Source organism: Paenibacillus sp. JT22N7, assembly GCF_059383875.1.
In genome coordinates this window covers 256554-274663 of record NZ_JBXENY010000005.1, presented here as the reverse complement: position 1 = coordinate 274663, position 18110 = coordinate 256554, and the positions used below count along the sequence as shown (strand labels likewise).

General features: G+C 46.8%; 10 protein-coding genes. All 10 read left to right on the top strand.

Annotated features, from left to right (window positions below; genetic code table 11):
- Window positions 1-78 precede the first annotated feature (78 nt).
- The gene (locus AC50Y5_RS15670) at window positions 79-1632 is read left to right on the top strand and encodes a type 2 periplasmic-binding domain-containing protein (protein ID WP_494861933.1); all 1554 of its coding nucleotides are present in this window, start codon (window positions 79-81) and stop codon (window positions 1630-1632) included.
- 144 nt (window positions 1633-1776) lie between these two features.
- On the top strand, window positions 1777-2049 hold the full coding sequence (locus tag AC50Y5_RS15665; RefSeq protein WP_494861931.1) for a family 43 glycosylhydrolase: 273 nt from the start codon (window positions 1777-1779) through the stop codon (window positions 2047-2049).
- Window positions 2000-3028: a family 43 glycosylhydrolase gene (locus tag AC50Y5_RS15660; protein ID WP_494861929.1), complete on the top strand. Its 1029-nt coding sequence runs from the start codon at window positions 2000-2002 to the stop codon at window positions 3026-3028. Before AC50Y5_RS15665 ends, AC50Y5_RS15660 begins: the two co-directional genes overlap by 50 nt.
- A 2-nt stretch (window positions 3029-3030) precedes the next feature.
- Window positions 3031-3948: a glycosyl hydrolase gene (locus tag AC50Y5_RS15655; protein WP_494861927.1), complete on the top strand. Its 918-nt coding sequence runs from the start codon at window positions 3031-3033 to the stop codon at window positions 3946-3948.
- A gap of 17 nt (window positions 3949-3965) precedes the next feature.
- Window positions 3966-4913, top strand: coding sequence for a glycoside hydrolase family 43 protein (locus tag AC50Y5_RS15650; RefSeq protein ID WP_494861925.1), 948 nt, complete (start codon window positions 3966-3968; stop codon window positions 4911-4913).
- A 213-nt stretch (window positions 4914-5126) separates the two neighbouring features.
- A complete protein-coding gene (locus tag AC50Y5_RS15645; RefSeq protein WP_494861922.1) occupies window positions 5127-6869 on the top strand; it encodes a sensor histidine kinase in 1743 nt (580 codons plus the stop codon).
- Window positions 6862-7770: a response regulator transcription factor gene (locus AC50Y5_RS15640; protein ID WP_494861921.1), complete on the top strand. Its 909-nt coding sequence runs from the start codon at window positions 6862-6864 to the stop codon at window positions 7768-7770. The genes AC50Y5_RS15645 and AC50Y5_RS15640 overlap by 8 nt, the downstream gene beginning before the upstream one ends.
- A 213-nt stretch (window positions 7771-7983) precedes the next feature.
- Complete coding sequence (locus AC50Y5_RS15635) at window positions 7984-9423, top strand: glycosyl hydrolase family 28 protein (protein ID WP_494861917.1); 1440 nt, start codon at window positions 7984-7986, stop codon at window positions 9421-9423.
- A 31-nt stretch (window positions 9424-9454) separates the two neighbouring features.
- Complete coding sequence (locus tag AC50Y5_RS15630; protein WP_494861914.1) at window positions 9455-11845, top strand: alpha-L-arabinofuranosidase family protein; 2391 nt, start codon at window positions 9455-9457, stop codon at window positions 11843-11845.
- Window positions 11846-12200: 355 nt separating this feature from the next.
- The gene (locus tag AC50Y5_RS15625) at window positions 12201-17981 is read left to right on the top strand and encodes a LamG-like jellyroll fold domain-containing protein (protein WP_494861911.1); all 5781 of its coding nucleotides are present in this window, start codon (window positions 12201-12203) and stop codon (window positions 17979-17981) included.
- The last annotated feature ends 129 nt before the right edge of the window (window positions 17982-18110 follow it).

Genomic DNA, 18110 nt, shown 5'->3' with positions numbered 1-18110 from the left:
GATTTATCCAGGGAATGACAAATACAATCATTCCTTGTTTTAATAAATTTTATTGGCACATAAAAGGGAGGAAAAGAAATGAAAAACAAAAAACGATTGATTTTTGTGGCTATGTTGTCTATGACATTGGTTGCAACGGCTTGTTCGAACGGGACGGGCAGCGAAACGAACGCGCCTTCGCAGAGCAATACGCCGGACAAAGAAGAAACGATTGTACTTACAATCAACCCAAGCACATGGAGCATTCCGACAAATGATGACAACGAAATTCAGAAGTACGTCGAGGAAAAGTATAACGTCAAAATCGTGAATATGAGAGCGACCGACGAGAACTTCAAGGTCAAAGTGTCGGCGGGCGAAATTCCCGACATTTTTCCTCACAATATTAGCGAAGGAGATATGGTGAATTACGCAAGACAAGGCGTAATCGCCAGCATTTCGGTAGACGAAATCAAGCAATATATGCCGACATACACGACGGACGTGGAAGCTGTCGATCCGAATGCGTGGGATATCGGATTTTATGACGGGAAGAACTGGGGCGTTCCGCGCGTATGGCTGAACGGCTCCTACGGATTCATTCCGACTTACAACGGCGCATGGTTGAAAGCAATCGGCTATAACGAAGCCCCGAAGACGCTTGAAGAATACGAGGATGTCGTGTACAAGTTCCGGAACAACGATCCGGACCGCAACGGTCAAAAGGATACGTACGCTTTTACGACCCGCGGTACAGGCAATCAGCAATTCAACGAGATCTATGCGGCTTACGGCGTAAATCCTTATCAATTCATGTTAGCCGATGACGGGACCGTAACGTGGGGAGGTCTCTCCGAACAGGCCAAAGCAGCGTTGAAGCTTCTGCAGAAGTGGTATAAAGACGGCGTTCTAGATCCAGAATTCTTAACGGACAATAACGATACCATTACGCAAAAGTGGAACAACAAAAAAATCGGCATACTCGACCACAATATGTACCATCATCTGTTCAACCAAATCGAGACGAATAAGGCAAACGGCATAGAGCCCGTTTATGGCAAAGGTTTAATTGGACCTGCCGGCAAGTCGCTGGCTATGTCCAACGGCGCATTGCAAGTGCCGCTTCTGTTCGGCGCGCAAGTTGAGAAAGATGAGAAGAAAAGAATTAAAATTTTGCAAATTCTTGAAGACTTGGTGAGCAACGATGATGCTTATCTAAAGACGGCGTTTGGTCTCGAAGGCGTTTCCTATGAACTTAAGGACGGTGCGGCGGAGGCGTTGGAGCCTTATAAGAGCAATAACGACAAGGTGCTCGAATTGGGCTACGGCGGCTACTACAATCCGCTCGTTGAGCGTAGTTTGTCGATGTGGAAATACCATTTCTCCCCTGCAAAGCTGGAATTCAGAGAAACACTGAATGAAGGCATTGAAACGATTTCGGATCTGCTAGGACCGACGCCATTGGAAGCGAAGTCCAAATATTCCGCAACGCTCAATCCGCTTCAAGACGAATATTATGTAAAAGCGATTATCGGAACTGATCATATTGATAAAACATTTGAAGAGTTCAAACAAAATTGGTTGAAATCCGGCGGAAAAGAGCTGCTGGAAGAAGCGACTAAAGTGTATCAAGAACGTCTAACTGCGAAATAAGGGTTGGTAACATTGTGATGTAACAGTAATAGGATCGGACTGCCGAGATGGTTGTTAGCCTTCGGGATGACAATTGGTCAGAGCAGTCCCTTGGTCTTGGCACGAAACGTTTATACTTCGAGATAAAAAGAAAGGATCTTTCTCATGCCCCCATCCAATACTGGGTTTCCCATTGTAATTCTTCCTGGCGATTATCCCGATCCGTCCATTGTACGCGTAGGGGACGACTATTACATGACCCACTCTTCATTCGATTATATGCCGGGACTGCTTGTATGGCATTCCCGCAATTTAACGGTATGGGAGCCTATCGGACACGCCGTTCATCAGCATGTGGGTTGTATTATGGCACCGGAAATCATCTGGCATGGCGGCCGATGGGCTCTCGACGATCGGCGAGCTCGAGAAGGTATATGAAGGCTGGCGCTACCCTAATGAATGGCGGACCGAAGGCTTTTATCTGGAGTCGCCCAAGATTACGTTTCAGAATGGATATTACTACATGACGTGCGCGCAAGGCGGAACGGCTGGTCCGGCAACCAGCCATATGATTATATCGGCCAGATCGGAATCGATTGATGGTCCTTGGGAGAACTCGCCCTATAATCCAATCGTACGAACCGAGAACCGCATGGAGCGCTGGTGGTCGAAAGGTCACGGAACCCTGGTGGATACGCCCGAGGGAGAATGGCACGTCATATATCATGCTTATGAAAATAACTATGCGACGCTTGGAAGACAGACGCTTATGGAGCCTGTGCAATGGGAAGATGATGGCTGGTTCCGAACGTCGGAGCAACTTGGCGTAAGCGATTTGCCATCGACCGGAGAAATCGCTTTATCCGACCGGTTCGAGTCAGACCGCTTGAAGTCGCATTGGCATTTCTATGGCCGTTCAACCGTGACCGGCTACAATGTCGGAAAAGGGAAACTAGAGTTGCAAGGACTTTCCGCTGAAATCGTCGAGCCTTTATTATGTATTCCATACCATCACGCGTATGAAGCTATCGTTTCCCTTCAATTGGATGCAAATACGGAAGGTCGCTTAAGCCTGTTCTACAAGCCTGGCTTCCAATGCGGTGTCGGCTTTAACGGCACGCATGTGTTTTCATTTCGCGATCAATATCGGTCTGAGAATACGGAAGTTTTCGAAAATGTCATCATGCTACGTATTGTAAACGATTCCCATGACGTCGATTTATATTATGGTTCAGACGGGTCTAATTGGAAGAAGCTGGACCATGGATTTGAAATGTCTGGGTTTCATAATAATGTGTTAGGGAAGTTTTTAAGTTTAAGAATCGCTTTGGATGCCGTTGGAAGCGGTAGGGCTTCATTTAGTCATTTCATTTACAACGGTCTTGATGGGAATGTACGGCAAGAGGAGGGCAAATAAACATGGACAACGTGACGAAGGCTCCCTTGTACAGAGATCCCTTTTATGACGGTGCGGCAGATCCTGTCGTTATCTGGAATAGAGAGGCCAAGGAATGGTGGATGTTATATACGAATCGCAGGGCGACGGCGGAGGATCGTAATGTTGCCTGGGTGTATGGAACGGATATTGGGGTAGCTTCATCCGTCGACGGCAAAGAGTGGGTATACAGAGGCACGATAGAAGGGTTAGACATTGAATGGGGAAGAAATACGTTTTGGGCTTCGGAAATCTATTGGCACGAGGGTACTTACCATATGTATGTTTCTTATATAAGAGGCGTGCCCGATCGTTGGGGGCATCAAGCGGATATGCTTCATTATACAAGCTCGAATCTTATCAAGTGGACATTTCAATCCAAATTGAAAATTAGCGACACCAATATCATAGACGCTTGCATTTATCAAATGCCGGACGGCATGTTCAGAATGTGGTTTAAGGAAAGCAATCACACATATGCCGCTGAGAGCAGCGATTTGTACGAATGGAAACGGATTGGACCGGTTATCGAGGGACGTTGGCATGAAGGGCCTAACGTATTCCAGTTCAAAGGGTTTTATTGGATGATCGTGGACGAGTGGAGAGGGCAGGGCGTATACCGCTCCGATGATTTGCTTCATTGGGGACGCAACGGGCTTATTCTCGATCAACCGGGTTCCCGGGAGGATGATGGCACAAACGGCCTTCATGCCGATGTTGTCGTTCAAGGTGAGCATGCGTACATCTTTTATTTCACGCATCCCGAGAGAACGAACGGTAACGAAGAGTCAACCTACGGAACAAGGCGATCATCGATACAAGCAGCCGAGTTGGAAGTTGTGGATGGCGTTCTCATTTGCAATCGGGATAAACCGTTCGATCTGAAGCTATTACCAGAATAATAGGAGGGTAAAAGAATATGCAGGCTTATTTATTTGTGCATTTTAAAGAAAAGAGAACGCCGGATGGTGAGCAGGTTTACTTCGGTGTCAGCACGGATGGCTTTAACTGGGAGAAAGTGAATGATGGAAATCCAGTGTTGTGGAGCTATTACGGCGACAAAGGCGTCAGAGATTTTACAATAACGAGAACAAAGGAAGGCAAGTTTGTTATTCTGGCCACAGATCTAAGTTTGTCATACGGTATGCTGAATCAATATAACCATTCATGGGGCGAAGCCGCCCGTAACGGGAGCAAATGTCTGTCACTTTGGGAGTCGGAAGACTTGATTCATTGGTCGGAGCAGAGGATGATCAAGCTCGGAGATGAAGATTTCGGCTGTTTATGGGCACCTGACATTATATATGACAACAAACAAGATGACTACGTTATTCATTGGTCATCGGCTCATGCTCGCAACAATTATGGATTCAAGGGAATTTTCTATTCCCGTACCAAAGATTTCAAAAATTTTACCAAAGCTCAATTGTTGTATCAAAAAGAAGACAGTGGCGTCATCGACTCCGCAATGTACGAGGAAGACGGAAGCTATTATATGTTCTTAAAGAGCGAACAAAACCCCGGCAAAAATATTCTAATGAAGTCGGAGGATATAACCGGTCCATTCAAGAGGGTGGATACGTTTGATAAAAGTATGGAAGATGTAGAGGCTGGATTATATGAAGCGCCAACGGCGGTAAAATTGGAAGATGGAAAATGGTGCCTGTTCCTGGATTTCTACGGTTGTTCGGCAGAGGAACAAGGCTATGTGCCGTTTATTGCAAACAGTTTGGCAAGCGGGAAGTTCGTAAGATCGGACAAATCCTTTACATTCCCATATGGCTTCAAGCACGGTACAATTCTGACCATTACGATGGAGGAATACGAAATATTAAAATCTTACCAAAAGATTCCTTCGGAATACTAGCCATACATGAGTAACCGAGCAGGGATGGACAGCGATGCTGCCTATTCCTGTTTTTGTCGGTTATTCTCTGAGTGATACGAAGCTTTTTCCTTTACAATTGGCGCTTCATCATGCAATCATAAATAGATACTACTTCCAAGTACAGGATAGGCAAAATTGACAAGAGGTCGTGTTGAGATGTTAAGTTTAAAGTTCGCGAGGAGCAGGAAGGCTTTGAAGAGCTTGCCGATTGGGATTCAGCTTTCCGTTCTTGTAGCCATTATATTCGTCATTGTCTTGGTCATTGTATATACTAATTATTTGAAAGCAGCTCAAGTTGTGGAGAAGAAAAACAGCGAATATCATATGGAGATGATTGCTCAAATAAATCAGACCATCGCTTCCAACACCGATGCAATTAAACGAATCTTACTAAGCATCGCTTACAATCCAAAAATTGTGCAGCCATATTTGAACGAGAAGGATCCTGTCAAAAAATATACCCAGTATACGCAATTAATGAGCTATATGGCAGACATGAGGAACATGAAGGACGGAATACTGGATATTGCCTTGATCGGCGGCGATGGAACAACGTTTATTTTAAATGGAGATGTCAATATTCTGACTCCGTTTATAGATGAAATACCAGAAAATCAATTTTTTAATTTTACAGGTTTGCAAAAGCTGCAAATTCATAACATTAACCGGGATGTTTTAATAGTGGGCAGTCCCATTAATCCAACGATAGATTTCGTTGACAACAAGAGATACGGCGTTATATTGATCGTGCTAGATGCCAAGACTATATTAGGATCCACGCCTAGTATGGTTAATATGGGAGGGAGCAAGCTTTATGCATTGGACCGCAACGGGAATGTGTTCTTTACCAATGATAAAGACGTAAAGACAGGCACGCCTTATTCACAGATCAGTTCTGCCGATTCGGACTCCAGCTTTTTTATTCAGAGGGGGGGGATTCCCGATATTGAGGGAGAGCTTGTGTTCAAGCTACCGAAAAGCGAATTGCTGCGGGGGCTGGAAGATATCCGCAAGCAATCGTTGCTGATCCTGCTTGCTTCCTTGCTGGTGCTGTCTATTCCGTTTTTACTTGTCATCAACAATATTTTGCGTCCACTAAAAAAGTTGATGCGATTCATGAACGACTTTAAGCTGGGGCATCTTCGTAATCTAAATAACCGGATCAGCCTTCATGGATATGCCGAGATCACGAGCATGGCAAGCGATTTCAATCGCATGCTGGACGAGATTGATACGTTAACCAAGCAACTGCTCGATAGCAATACGAAGCTTTATCGCGCTGAGCTTGTAAAGAAGCAGTCTGAATTGGCATTTCTGCAAAGCCAGATCAATCCGCATTTTTTATATAATACATTTGAGTCAATCAAAGGATTAGCCGTAGAAGAAGGTTCGGATAAAATTTTTCATATGGTGAAAGCGCTTGCTTTTGTTTTTCGATATAGCATCAAAGGCACGGATTTCGTAACGCTGCAGGAAGAATTGACGTTGGTCAAAAGCCATGTACACATCCAGCAAATCCGGTTCGGCAACCGGTTTCGCGTCACCTATTGCATTCCCGATGACTTGTTGTCCCACAAAGTTCCGAAGATGATTCTTCAGCCGCTGGTTGAGAACGCCATATTTCACGGTATCGAGCAACGGACTGGGAACGGGCTTCTCGAGATTACTGTCAAACAACTTGAGGAAAACCTTGTGCTGTCCATTTCAGACAATGGGATAGGCATAGACGAGGAGCAGCTTGGAGCGCTGAAGTCCAAATTGTCGGTTATACAGGATATGACGGACGATCAGAGGACGAATATCGGTCTCGTTAACGTCAATAACCGGATCAAATTGAACTATGGCGAAGCATTTGGTATAACCATTACAAGCAAATCTGACACTGGAACGATGGCGGTCATTAATCTACCGCTTCGGAGGGATAACGATGTATAAAGTGTTTCTTGTTGATGATGAGGAGCTGGTCATTAAAAGTTTGATCGCAAGCGTCGAATGGGGGGCGTACGGATTCGAAATAACCGGTTACGCATTAAGCGGGTCGGAGGCATTCGATGCGATTCAGGCAATCGAACCACACCTTGTTTTTACTGATATTCGTATGCCCGGGATTAGTGGATTGGAGCTTATCAAGCAGTTAAAGGATACATCTTCTAGAGCGCTGGTCATCGTGCTCAGTGGATATGCCGAATTTGCGCTTGCCCAAAAAGCGATCAATTACGGAGCTTTCGGCTATTGCTTAAAGCCGTTTGACGAAATCGAAATTTCCGGTTTTCTCAAGAATGCCGCAAAACTCATAAAAGATAAAGAAATGACCAAAGACGTAAATATCTTTGAAAACTTGGAAACGGGATCTCCGGAATATGCGGAGCAGCTGAAGAAAATGCTGCTTGCCGCGGGAATCATTCAGAAGAGTGAAGAGGTGGATCGGAACTTTACGGCTGGATTGGGCTCCTCCGTCCTCGTTTGCGATGGTACGATGTCAAGCAAATCGCGGCCGGGAGCTCAGCAAGTAAGGAACAGGTCATTCAAAGGCATATTGCAATATGTTGACGAGCATTATCGCGAAGACCTTACGATTTCATTTTTATCGGAGCAATTTAATGTCAACGCCAATTATATTAGTCAATTGTTTAGGAAAGAAATGGGTACGACCTTTACGCAATATATAACCGCGCTGCGAATGGATTATGCTTGCCGCCTTTTGTCGGAAACGGATATGCCGATCAATGAGGTTGCGGAGCAGTCGGGATACAGCGACTATTTTTATTTTACCCGAATCTTTAAGCGTGCGAAGGGTACGACCCCAAGCAGTTATCGGGCATCAACTCTATACTGACTTTCAAATCCCGTCATTGACGGGGTTTTTTCTTTACTATTGATAAAGATTAGAAGAACATGGACGATTATTAGCACCATTAGACAAGCAACGCAATTAAACAATAAATTGTCCATATTTCCCTAATTGAGCTAAATACTCATGCGGAAAGATTTTATATATGATAACTTGTAAAGCGCTTTCAATAAATGGGATTAGCGAGGTGTATGGCGAGTGAGCAGCGTAGTGACCTATGCTGCCCCGATGGGGGCGGTTTTGCTAGATGAATTTAAAGTAAAGGTACGGGTTCCCGGCGAGGCTTGGCAGCATGTGCCTGTCTATAAGGTCAAGGTAGATATGCACGATGTGCGGGAAGCATCCATGTCTAGTTTCGATATGGAGGGAACTATCGAAGCGGAGATTACGTACCGTCGAGGTAAATTGAAGGATGTTGCTATTCGACCTTTGTCGCATTCTATTCATTACGCAGTCGAAGAGGACACCATTCGATTGACGCTCAATCAACCAAGAAAGCTAGTTATCGAATGCAATGGCGAACGTTTCGGCAATTTGCATCTATTTGCGAACCCTATAGAGACGGATGCACCGAATCCCGACGATTCGAATGTGCTCGCGATTCAGCCGGGAATTCATCGCTTACCGGATATTTTACAACAGTTCAATAATAGTAAGAACGAACATCAAGCTCCTGATATTTTGTATTTTGCACCGGGCATGCACTATATCGAAGAGATGGTGCTTCCCGTTTCATCGGGCAAGACGGTCTATATCGCAGGCGGCGCTATTCTCGTCGGCTCGATCGTATGCGATCATGTGAGGGACGTTGTCATTCGGGGGCGCGGGTTTATCTACCTAGCCGATTTCCCTCGTTTTTCGGCATTTCGGGGTGTTAGGGTCATCTTCTCCGAGAATATTGCAATAGAAGGGATTACGGTCATCGACCCGCCGCATTACAGCGTTTTTATTGGAAAATCGCAAGGAATCTCGATCTGGAATTTCAAGTCGTTTAGCACGCGAGGCTGGTCGGATGGCATCGATATCATGTCAAGCGAGCGGATTCACATTGACGATATCTTTATGCGGAATTCAGACGATTGCATAGCCGTTTACGGTTCGCGCTGGGATTTCTACGGGGACACCAGAGGGGTAACGGTGCGGAATTCCATTCTTTGGGCCGATGTTGCTCATCCCATCATGATTGGCACACATGGAGATCATCATCGCAATGGCGATGTTATCGAAGAGCTTCGATTCGAAAATATTGACATTCTTGAACACCATGAGCCTCAACCCAACTATTGGGGAGCCATGGCTATTAACGCGGGGGACCGGAATACAGTTCGGAATGTTGTATTCGAGAACATTCGCGTGGAAGCGATCGAGCAGGGGCAATTGCTCGATATCCGCGTCGTTCATAACGAGGATTATAATCCCGTGCCTGGCAATCGAATCGAAAATGTTGTATTTCGAGACATTCATTACGCTGGTAAAACGCCGCATCCGTCCCGAATACATGGGTTCGATAATGAACGCATTGTAGATGGCGTCCTGTTCCATAACTTACGGTTCGGGGATGAACGCGTGGAGGGAACCGGCCACCGAGCTCTTGATATAAACGGTTATGTCCGCAATATCGTATTCGTCAAGGAATAAACAGACAATGTAAATGAGGGGAAGAAGGACAATGGGCAATACGGGAAAAATTTCGATTTATACAAAAGACCAGGGGGCTGCTTTGGGCGATCTATTCGGCATTTTTTTCGAGGATATCAATCATGCCGCGGATGGTGGTCTATACGCCGAGATGGTTCGAAACCGTTCTTTCGAATTCGATCCAATTGACCGGCATGATTATAATGGCTTAACAGCGTGGGAGAAGGTAGAACTTGGAGAAGGGAAAAGCAGCATACAAGTGGAGCAGGAGCACCCCATCCATCCACGCAACCCTCATTACGTTGCGGTTGAGATCATAGAGGCTGGAGAAGGCGTAGGCATTAAAAATCTGGGCTTCAATTCAGGATTGCCATATCGCCAAGGTGAAACATATGCGTTCTCCATGTACGCCAGTCGGAGCGCAAGCTTCGATGAGCCTGTAGCCGTAAGGCTGGAAGGGATTGACGGTACGGTATACGGCGAAGCGAAGGTAATGGTTACATCGGAGTGGACGAAATACGAGGTTGTCGTTGCGTCATCGGCTACCGACTTCAGCGGCAGGCTGGCAGTTGTGACAAAGGGAAATGGCACCCTATATTTGGACATGATCTCGCTCTTCCCGACCAATACGTTTCGGAACAGAACGGGGGGACTGCGAGAGGACATCGCGACAATGTTGGCCGATCTGAAGCCGAAATTTATGCGTTTTCCTGGCGGTTGCCTTATTCATGACGGCTCTTTAAACGCCGAGGACCGTGACTCCATGTACAGATGGAAAAACACGATCGGGCCTGTCGAACAAAGACCGCCGCGCAAGAACAACTGGCGATATCATCAGACGCTGGGGCTCGGTTATTTCGAGTATTTTCAATTTTGCGAAGATATTGGAGCAAAGCCCATTCCAATTTTGCCTGCGGGCTCTGATCCGCATAGCCAACGCTTTGTTCCGATTGATGAGTTGGGACCATGGATTGACGATGCACTCGATCTGATCGAATTTGCGAACGGCGACGCTTCGACCGAGTGGGGCAGCTTGCGCGCGCTGCTCGGGCATCCAGAGCCTTTCAACCTGGAGTATATCGGTATTGGCAATGAAGAGATCGGGGAGCAGTTCTTCGAACGGTATACTTATTTCCATCAGGCGATTAAAGCGAAATATCCCGACATTCAGATTATCAATTCAAGTGGGCCGTTCGCTGCCGGGGGCGAATATGAACGCGGATGGCGTTCCGCGCGGGACAACGGCTCGGATTTCGTGGACGAACATTATTATCAATCTCCGGACTGGTTGCTGGCTCATTATCACCGATATGATTCATTCAGCGCCGACGATCCTAAGGTGTTCCTCGGGGAATACGCTTCATGGGGCAATACATACTACAACGCGCTTGCGGAAGCCGCATTTATGACCGGACTCGAGAAGAATGCTCATGCCGTCGGATTGGCGTGTTATGCGCCGCTTCTTTGCAACATCGATTATGTGAACTGGAAACCGGATTTGATTTGGTTCAATAATCATCAAGTTTTCGGTACGGCCAACTATTATGTTCAGCAAATGTTCATGCACCATCAAGGAGACCATTTGCTGCGCATGGTTACCGACGGGTTCGCAGTTCCAGCCCAACCTGCCGGAAATAAAGAACGAATTGAAGGTAAGTTGCTAGTGGGGGCGAATCTCAATGAAGTTGTTTACCGCCATATTCGCTTGATTAACCACGAGACTGGTGAAGTGAAGACGCTGACCGGCAAGGTCGAAATAGGCGAGACGGAAGAAGATCGACGCCACCGTTCTGAATTTGGCCGCAATGCGGTAGTCGGCGAAACTGGCTTGAAGAGCTATTCGCTGAGCATGAAGGCGATAAGGAAAAATGGCTCGAGAGGGTTTATCATATTTTTGGGGTTTCAGGATGAAGCCAATTATGTGGTGTGGGAAGCGGGCAGCCACTCCAATCAGGAATCGATGGTTCATGCCGGCTCGAAAGGGTACAGAGGTTGTCTGACGCAAAGCCTGTTCTCGCCGGAGACTGGCGTGGAATATCACCTGGAAGTGCGAGTAGATGGACGGAGGATACGCACCTATGTCGACGGCGCTTTGATCAATGATACGGAACACATTGCACCAGTCATTGAACCCCTATACTGTTCTGCCAGTATTGAAGAGGCAACCGGAGATGTTATTGTCAAAGCCGTGAACGTACAGGATGTCGACGTTCAAGCGCAGCTCCAATTTGCCGACTTGCATTCGGACAGCCTTTTGATGGATGTATATGATATGTCTGGTTACGGTCTGGATGAGATGAACAGCTTGGAGGCGCCGGCTAAAATTGTACCCAAGTATAAGAGGATGCAAACGCCAGGCAATCAAGTAAGCTACGATTTCCCTAAGCATTCAGTTACTGTGTTCCGCGTTAGGAAAGGATGATCGCTCTTTATTTTTCGAAAGAATCCACTTAGGATTTCGATTAAATAACAATTCAGAGAATGATGCTGTTCAGTACGGCATCATTCTCATGATGTGAGACTACATCCCGGGTAATGGACAACTGGTGAAAGATATGAAAACAACTGACATGATGGTTAGTCAAGTGATTCGAAGTATTATTATTTTGTAGAAGAAGCCAACATATAAACATTTCGATAAATTGTCTCTACATTTTTGGTTATAAGAACCATTGATAGGGGGTGATTTTTATGATTGGGATTGTAAGCGTTTTCTTAATTGTAATGGTTTAGGGGAAGAGAGTAAATTAAAAGAATTTTAAAATTGGAGGAACGAAATGAAAATCGTAAATGTTATTATGCAATCGCGCAGGCTGATAGCCCTGATTCTATCCCTGATCATGCTGTTCTCTCTGGCATTGCCTGTGCAAGGCGAAGAATCCGCAGGTTCAGGCGTGTCGGTTACGGAAGCAACTTACGGGCAGACTGTCACGGAGTCAACTTACGAAAGTTCCCCGAAGCCGATCGTTTACGAGTTTGAAGGGAATGCCAATAGCTCTGACGGAGCGGCTAATGGTACGGTCACAGGCACTCCCGCATACGTGGACGGGGTAGTCGGGCAAGCCATCCAGCTGAATGGAACATCCTCTTACGTGACGCTGCCGGCTGAGCATCCGATGTCTGACTATGAAGCCATTACCATATCTACATGGGTGAAATGGAATGGAGGAAGCAACTGGCAGAGGATTTTCGACTTCGGCAAAGGCACAAGCAATTATATGTTCCTGACACCGAAAAGAGGGACACTTATGCGGTTCGCCATTATAAACGGTGGCTCCGAGAAAGTTTTGGATACGCCGCAGCTCCCAGTAGGACAGTGGACTCATGTGGCTCTGACGCTGGGCGGTGGAGGAGCTACACTTTATGTAAACGGGGAAGCAAAAGCAACGAATAGCAATGTTGCGATTAAGCCAAGTGATTTTGCGCCGAATTTGAACTATATCGGGAAAAGCCAGTTCGCTAGTGATCCGTTGTTTAACGGCTTGATTGATGAATTCAGTATCTACGACTATGCCCTAAGCGCGGCCGAGATTGAGAGGGTATACAAGGGGACCCAGTTCTATTCCGTGCTTCATCAAGCCGCCAATATGATTGCGGCCGGACAGCAATACTACTCGGACGAAACCTGGGCTATACTGCTGGAAGCAAACAGTCGCGCACTGGCGTTGAAAGCAGATCGGGAAGCCAGTCAAGATCAGATAGACGCCATGGCGGCAGAATTGCTTGCTGCGATTCAGGGTCTCGCCGAGCCTTTGCCGACCTTCGTCAACAACACGGGTACAGAGCTTGTTCATCCTGCCGTCAGTGTGGCGCCAGCGGATCTGTTTCGTATACGGGAGCATATCCGCAACAAAGAACAGCCGTGGTACGGTTATTTTGAAAATTTTGCGGCCAGTTCGTTCGCGTCCAAATCGTACGGAATCAGAATCGATAAAAATCCGTCCGCCGGTTTTGACGCGCTTGAGGCGAACTACACCTACGACAGCTATAGCACCAGCCTCTTTAATGGGGCAATGACGCAGGATGCCCTTGCAGCGTACTATCAGGCGATCATGTATTTCATGACAGGAGATCCCGACTATCGGGAAAAAGCGATGCGGATCGTCCTGCTGTGGGGCAGCCTAGATCCGTCTAAAGCGAAGTATGTGACGGATGCGCATATTCATCAGGGACGACCCATGTACTATATGAATGCTGCTGCGGAATTGCTGCGTTATACGAGTACTGGTCACGAAGAGCTGAAATGGAAGGATGAGTATTCACAAAAATATAGCGATAACTTTCAGAAACCGGCGCTCAGTCTCTGGATGGAGCGAAATACCAACTGGATGAATCAACACCAAACTTCTGTCATGGCAACATTATCCTCCTATATTTTCATGGATAACAAGGTGGATTACGAGCGTGTGTTAGAGTGGGCGACAATAAACGCCAGCACTCCATCTGGGCACGCATACCATAACGGTGCGATAGCCAACGCCATGTTTGAATACTCCACGGACAGCAAAGGGAATGTGCTGGACGAGCCTGTCGTGGCGATCAAAGAAATGGTAAGGGATCAACCGCATTCGTTCGATAACGTGATGAACTTGTCCATTCTGGCTCAAATCATTTCGGCACAAGGCACTTCACTCGACCCAGTCAACGGGACAGCTACTGTGGCCAGTGATGGAGTGGACGTCTATTCATTCTTGAACGACCGGCTTATCAAAGGCATCAATACCTATTATAAATACAATCTGGGATACGCTATTCCATTCAATGACGGCTTGAATAATTCAGTTAGCGCAGACAGACGGGGACGCCTTGGCGCCAGCGAGGACTACTACTACATCTATAAGTATGGCAAGGGCTATACGGATAACAATCCCGACTTTAAGTATGTAGCCGAAGCGATGAATAAGTATTGGGAAATTTATGGTTTGAGAACCAGCGATTTGTGGCTCTATATTCCTGATGGTGCTTTAGGCACACCCGTACCTGCAGTTATTGCCCATGAGAATGGGAGCACGATTCCGTACCAGTTTGAAACACATTTTACCCCGTTAGACAGCGGCATTACGAGAACAAACGATTCGATCCTCATCGAGGCCGAAGAAGCCGGCTCCCTATTCGCTGTTCCTAGTGTGGGCATCTGGCGTAATGGTGACTTGGCGTTCCGAATCAAGAGCAATGCGATTACGACGCTGAAGTTCCATGGCGATATTGGCAAAGAGCCGTTCGCCACGGTTAACCTGCCCGATACCGGAGGGGAATGGAAGTATGTGATCGTCAACTTGGCAAGTGTGCCTAGCCCCGCTTTCCAAGCAGACTCCATGATCTATTTCAATGTATACGGCAAGACGGGGGAATATGTCGAGTTTGATCATCTATTGCTCAACAGCACAACGGTGAAAGCCCCTCTCTTCAAGGGAGCCGTAAACGAGCTGCAACTGGACTCTTATACGTCGGCGCGGCTGCAATATGATTTGTCCAATTCCGCAAGCAATGCAGGACAAACCATAACATACAGCATAGTCGAAGATAACACCGAATTTGTTAGCCATGCAAATATGACCGTAGATAGCAACGGCATACTGTCGGGGAACATTCCGCCATCCATCCCAATGGGTGATTATTCATTCTATGTGTCGGCATCTAATGGCACAGCCATGAATATTTTGGCGGTCACCGTCTCGGTCACAGGCAGCTATAGTGAAGCGATTAAAAATGTAATCCAAGCTTATGATCCTGCTCAAGTGTATGAAACAGCTAGCTATACCGTATTCCGGACGAAGTATGAAGCTGCGCTGACTCTTGTCGAATCCGGCGACGCGGCTGCCATGAATCAGGCATTGCTTGATCTGAAGGAAGCTGTGAGCGGGTTGCGCCTGTTAAATCCGTTGATAGCGGATGGAGCCCTTGATTTAACGGGAATCGCAGTCGGGGCGCCGGACAGCCCCAATGTCAATCCGGCATTTTTAGTAGACTATGATGGCTCAGGTATTCCTATCAGATGGATAGTTGACGAGAAGCAGTTTACATTGGATTTCGGTGAGGATTTTAAGGTAAAGCCCAGCAAGTTCCTGATGTTGCCCGACTTTGGCTTCCCGGCACGGTCAGAGGGAGCAATCATTCTGGCATCCAATGACTATACGAACTGGGTGCGAATCTCCGACGATATATCGGAATATACCACAGATTGGTTCACTTATTCGGTAAAAGACGAGTACAAAAATACCGGATTCCGTTATTTTAGAATGAAGGATCTTACCGCCGGCGTATTAAACAAGGATGATTATACGGAGGACCAACCGTTCTATATCTCTGATCTCCATATTTTTGGCGAACGCTTTGAAACGGGCAATGTGTTGAAAGATATAAGCTTGAAACTGGAAGCCGTTGCGCCTGTCCAGGATACGCTCGATATCCCGCCTAGTGCCGTCATAGGCGATAAGGTGATTCTCACATTCAAAGCAGATGAACTGATCGGTAATGTTCGGGCCACCATTCAGGGTGAGACGGTTGGCGTGACAAATAACGGGGATGGTTCCTATACCGCTGAGTATGTTGTTCATGCCGGATCGAAGTCAGGCTATGCTGAGCTTTCCATTGATTATACCTTTGCAGACGGTACACCGGCCTATACTGTCTACAGCTACCCGGAGAAATACATTACGAATGTGAATAACGCACAAGTGTCCCAGAAAGTGTTGATTTCCAATACTTCCAATGAGATTAATGTGAGAGCTGAAGCACAATTAAGCGGTTCAAGCAATACGTTGGACGCGACTGAAGCTACTTACTTGTTCGATGGCAAAATATCAACCTTCGCCGACGTAAGATATAATGGTAACGCTTACGGTTACTACGACATTGATTTCGGCGCGAGCAACAATAACAAGCTGATGCAGCTTGACCGAATCGAAATTTTGAACCGTAGCGGCTTTCCTGGCAGGGCAGCAGCTGTGAATGTAAGTGCTTCTGATGATGGAGTAAACTGGCGAATGATTTCCGAAACATCGAAAGGCTATAGCTATGATATCTGGCAGCCGATTAAAGCGAAGGATCAATTTAAGGATTACGCCTTCCGATATTTCCGTATTTATGGAGGAGCCTGGTATGGAAATATATCGGAACTACGTATGTTTGGGAAAGTCGGCGAGGATCTGAAGCGCTACGATCCTACGTATACGATCACGACATCGTCGAGTGATCCGGCGGCAGGAACGACCTTGGTTTATGTCAATTCGAACGGCCTTCCGCCTGCTCCAGCGCCGACAGGGAATGAGGGAACCTCGCTGACGGTGCATGGCGATCAAACGTCCGTTACCGTGGTGGCGAAGCCGGCTGAAGGCTATGAATTCGTCAAATGGGTGGAGCCGACGATCACCTATGGGATGACGGCAGATTATTTATGGTCGGAATACCCCGTGTTCAACCTGACAACCTATTCAGGCGGTTATTTGGGCGGCGGAAAAACGTACAATGTAGTCAGAGACTGGCATTTGAAGGCGGTGTTCAGAAATATCTCAGCTCCTGCTGATGCAACTTTCGTTGCAGACGTTACGGACCCGACCAACGGCGACGTCACCTTAACGATCAGCTATCCGGATGACACTGCGGTGAAGGAATACAAAGTAGGCGACAGTGGCGAATGGATCGCGTACAGTGGTCCGGTGGTTATGTCCGAAAACGTTACGGTGTTTGCACGGGGAACGGATGCTGTGGGCAATATTTCGAATGTCAGCAGCTATGCGGTCGGCAATATCGACAAGATCTCTCCAACGGCAACCGTGGCTTACAATGGACCGTCCACGATAGATCATACTGTGATAGCTACGATTATGCCAAGCGAGTCGGTATCCATTACAAACAATGGCAGTTCAGAAAGTTATACGTTCATTAGGAATGGCAGCTTCACATTCGAGTTTGTCGATGCGGCCGGAAACCAAGGTTCGGTTGCCGCGACAGTAAACAATATCCCAGCAAAGAGCACAGGTGTACCAGGCAAACCAGTTCTGTCCGACGACAATGGGTATGATACAGGTCAGCAGGACGGCAATTACAATATTATCATGAATATGTGGTACGGAAATAATGGCAGGATCTACAAGCTTTACGAGAATGACGTATTAATCGATACCAAAATTTTAAAGGATGACTCCCCGAGCGCTCAGAAAGAGATAACTTCCATTGCAAATAAGCTGAATGGGACCTATGCATATCGCGTGGAGCTGACCAATGCGTATGGGACAACAACAAGCAGTACGCACACGGTAAACGTAACGCATGCAGCGCCGGCCAAACCGGTATTATCTGTAAATAACTGGGACGGCGACGGGGATTTCAATGTCAGCATGAATATGTGGTGGGGCACCAATGGTACAACGTACAATTTGTTCGAAAATGGCGTTCTCATCCATACGCAAGAGTTGACGAGCAATACACCGTCTGCCCAATCGGCAGTAACCGCTATTACGGATCGGATGATTGGCATATATGAATATCGCGCGGAACTCATCAACTATGCTGGTGCAATCTCCAGCGATACGATGACTGTTACTGTGACCAAGTAAGGTTTCGGTCCGGTCATTCAGGCAACAATGGTCAATTAGGATATCATTAATAATCGTACTAGTTTCGGGAGGAAGGCCTTAATGCCTTCCTCCTTTAATAAATCGGGGGCGGAATTGCAATATTTTCAT

Bases quoted from the DNA above. Each gene is read 5' to 3' on its own strand.
- AC50Y5_RS15660 (WP_494861929.1), top strand. From the start codon at position 2,000: ATGGCGGCCGATGGGCTCTCGACGATCGGCGAGCTCGAGAAGGTATAT.
- AC50Y5_RS15665 (WP_494861931.1), top strand. From the start codon at position 1,777: ATGCCCCCATCCAATACTGGGTTTCCCATTGTAATTCTTCCTGGCGAT.
- AC50Y5_RS15630 (WP_494861914.1), top strand. From the start codon at position 9,455: ATGGGCAATACGGGAAAAATTTCGATTTATACAAAAGACCAGGGGGCT.
- AC50Y5_RS15625 (WP_494861911.1), top strand. From the start codon at position 12,201: ATGAAAATCGTAAATGTTATTATGCAATCGCGCAGGCTGATAGCCCTG.
- AC50Y5_RS15655 (WP_494861927.1), top strand. From the start codon at position 3,031: ATGGACAACGTGACGAAGGCTCCCTTGTACAGAGATCCCTTTTATGAC.
- AC50Y5_RS15640 (WP_494861921.1), top strand. From the start codon at position 6,862: ATGTATAAAGTGTTTCTTGTTGATGATGAGGAGCTGGTCATTAAAAGT.
- AC50Y5_RS15670 (WP_494861933.1), top strand. From the start codon at position 79: ATGAAAAACAAAAAACGATTGATTTTTGTGGCTATGTTGTCTATGACA.
- AC50Y5_RS15650 (WP_494861925.1), top strand. From the start codon at position 3,966: ATGCAGGCTTATTTATTTGTGCATTTTAAAGAAAAGAGAACGCCGGAT.